The organism is Nocardioides sp. CPCC 206348, assembly GCF_048654705.1.
Taxonomy (GTDB): domain Bacteria; phylum Actinomycetota; class Actinomycetes; order Propionibacteriales; family Nocardioidaceae; genus Nocardioides.
Map to the genome: position 1 here is coordinate 40,120 of NZ_JBMCZA010000226.1, position 3,006 is coordinate 43,125.

A 3,006-nucleotide genomic window follows, 5' to 3' on the forward strand; every position below is an offset into this window, starting at 1 on the left:
GGACGACGTGATCGCCGAGATCAAGGACGCCGTCAAGGAGCGCAAGGGCTCGGTCCAGTCGCCGAAGGACATCATCGCCGTCGACGCGCTCCCGCTCACTGCGCTCGGCAAGCCGGACAAGAAGGCGCTGCGGGCGAGGTTCTGGGACGGCCAGGGCCGCAGCATCGGCTGACCCGCCTACCCATCCTCCGTGGCCCGATCGGGCCATTGAGGCGTACGACGGCCTGTGGCACCGTGGGCGAATGGCCGCTCCCGCCATCCAGGAGCTCGGGATGCTGCCGGTTGCCCCGGACGTACCGATGGGGATCGTCGAGCGCCTGCGCCACGTCCGTCAGTTCGACAGCGGGCTCGGTGTGATCGGTGCCGCCGGTGGCCCGGTCACCACCGTTCGGGTCGGACCGCGCGCGCTGGTGCCGCCGTTCGTCGTGGTGACCTCGCCGCAGGGTGCCCACGACGTGCTGGCCGCCTCCGACGGCGCCTTCGACAAGGAGATGATCGTCCACGTCGAGAACCGCGTTCTGGGCGACAACGTCTTCAACCTGCCGCATGCCCGGTGGCTGGCCCGGCGCCGAACGCTCCAGCCGATCTTCACCAAGAAGCACGTCGCGGCGTTCGCCGGCCACATGGCGGCGGCCGCCCAGGGCCACGCGGACGACATGGCCCGCCGCGGTGACGTCGACCTCGACGTCGAGATGCGGCACCTGACCCTCCAGGTCGTCGGGCGTTCCGTGTTCGGGCTCGACCTGGGCGAGGACGCTCGCGCGATGGGACCCCATGTGCGCCGCGTGCTGGAGTGGGTCACGCACCGGTCGTTGCGCCCGGTGCGCTCGCCGATGTGGCTGCCGACGCCGGCACGCTTCCGGATGCGGCGCTCGATGGCAGTGCTCCACGCCCTGGTCGATCGTGCGATCGACGCATCGATCGCCCATCCCGACGGGGACGCAGAGCTGGTGCGGCTCCTGCTCGACGCGACGGACCCCGAGACCGGCAAGCCGCTGACCCGGAAGGCGGTCAGGGACGAGCTGCTCGTGTTCATGTTGGCGGGCCACGACACGACAGCCACGACGCTCGCCTACAGCCTGTGGGCGCTCGGTCGGCACCCTGAGGTCCAGGCCCGGCTGGCTGTCGAGGCGTCAGTACTGGGCGACCGCACCCTGACCGTCGAGGACGTCCCGTCCCTGCCGTTCACCGTCCAGGTCATCCACGAAGCGTTGCGCATGTGTCCGCCGGCGCCGGCGATCGGCCGGTTGGCGATGCGGGACGTCGCCGTGGACGGCTTCCGGATTCCCGCGGGGACCAACGTGGTGGTCGGGGCGTACGCGATCCAGCACGACGCCCGGTACTGGGACGAGCCCGAGCGGTTCGACCCCGACCGCTTCTCGCACGAGAAGTCCGCTGGGCGGAGCCGGTGGCAGTTCTTCCCGTTCGGTGCCGGTCCGCGCTCCTGCATCGGCGACCACTTCGCGATGCTGGAGGCGACTCTGGCGCTGGCCACGATGATCCGTTCGGCGGAGATCGAGTCGATCGAAGACACATTCCCCACGGCATTGCCGTTCACCATGACGGCGGGCGGTCCGATCCCGGCACACGTCCGGAAACGGGGCTAGTCGCATTCGCTGAGGATCCAGGCCGTCACGGTCTGGCTGTCCTCGGACAGTCCGGGTGCCAGCTCGGCCAGGGCGGCACCGTCGGCCTCGCTGGGGTCGGCCAGCAGCTCGCGGGCCGACCGGAACCCCTCGCCGAGGTCCGTGAGCGCGGTGTCGACGTCGTCGGGAGCGTCCTTCTTGAGCGCGTCCAGCTCCGCGACGAGGGCGTCGACGGCTGTCGCGTCCTCGGGGGAGTCCTTGCCGTCGTACAGCGCCGTCTGGGCGTCCGTGATCCGCTGGGCCGTGTCCTCGAACCGGTCGCACTCGACCGTGATGTCCGTGACGGGTGCCGACGGGTCGGCGTCCGGCTCGTCTGGATCGTCGCTGCAGCCACCGCACAGCAGCGCGAGGACGGCCAGAGCGGCCGCCAGCCCGAGGAACCGGGCTGCCGGTCCGCGCCGGTCGCCGGGGCCTAGACCAGCCACACGCACTCCGGGTACGGGTGGATGTTGTTGCCGTACGGCGACAGGAAGTAGGCGATGATGTCCAGCCCGAAGTCGGGTAGCGAGAACCCGAGCAGGTTGATGTCGGGCGTGATCAGCCAGGCCGGCGTGTTCGTCCCGTCATCGGCCGGCTGGCCGAGGGTGAAGGTGTTGCCCGGCGTCGTGTAGCCCGGTGCCGGACGGACGTCGAAGGACACACCGCAGTCCGCGATCCCGAAGTGGATGATCGGGAGGTGGAACGCACGTTCCTGGATGTTCTGGTTGATGTGCCAGCGGGGCGCGACATTCCCGAAGGGGATCACCAGGTGCGGGATGTTGACGATCGTGATGGTGTCCGAGCCCAGCGGGTCGGGCCAGTCGATGAACACCGAGAACTTGTCCTCGAGGTCGACCGTCAGGTTGCTGTCCTGGCCGAACGTGAAGGTCCCGAAGGTTCCGTCGAGGCCCGTCGTGAAGCCCAGGCGGAGGTTCACGTCGGAGAAGTCCGTCAGGCCCAGGGTCACCCGCCGGATCTTCAGGTCGGCCGACAGGTTGCCCCGGTTCTGGAAGAACCCGGTCTGGCCGTCCTCACCACTGCCCCAGTCGAGCGAGATGGACTTCTGCACGCGTCCCGCCGCCTCGAGCGCGAAGGCCTCGGTCGCCGGGCTCGAGGTGATGTGCAGGCGGGAACCGGTCAGGTCGCCGGTGACGACCTGACCGAGGTCGGTGACGGTGAGCTTCACGGCTGCGTTGGCGTCGACCGGGTCGGCGATCCGCGCGGAGGCGAAGGCGTCGATGTCGAGTCCGGGGGCGAAGGTCGTCATCGTGAAGACGGGTGCGTCGACCGTCGTACCGCCGCCGGCAGTGGTGTCCTTGCCGATCAGGATGTCGACGGTCTTCGGGACGTCGTGCAGGTGCACGGAGGCGGCGAAGTCCGC

The 3,006-nt window shown here is 69.7% G+C and carries 3 protein-coding genes; 1 reads left to right on the plus strand and 2 read right to left on the minus strand.

Translation table 11 applies throughout. The features are described from left to right. Positions 1–242 precede the first annotated feature (242 nt). Positions 243–1,607, plus strand: a complete 1,365-nt coding sequence (locus ACOADB_RS25780) for a cytochrome P450 (protein WP_378605663.1) — start codon at positions 243–245, stop codon at positions 1,605–1,607. On the opposite strand, the gene ACOADB_RS25785 is transcribed toward ACOADB_RS25780, so the two are convergent. Continuing rightward, positions 1,604–2,071 carry a hypothetical protein gene (locus ACOADB_RS25785; RefSeq protein ID WP_378605666.1) on the minus strand — a complete coding sequence of 156 codons (468 nt, stop codon included), beginning with the start codon at positions 2,069–2,071 and terminating at the stop codon, positions 1,604–1,606. The genes ACOADB_RS25780 and ACOADB_RS25785 overlap by 4 nt on opposite strands. Then, the coding region (locus ACOADB_RS25790) for a hypothetical protein (RefSeq protein ID WP_378605669.1) at positions 2,059–3,006 on the minus strand (948 nt) is incomplete at its 5' end. The genes ACOADB_RS25790 and ACOADB_RS25785, both read right to left, overlap by 13 nt.

Coding starts and splice junctions, on each gene's coding strand:
- ACOADB_RS25780 (WP_378605663.1), top strand. CDS start 243: ATGGCCGCTCCCGCCATCCAGGAGCTCGGGATGCTGCCGGTTGCCCCG.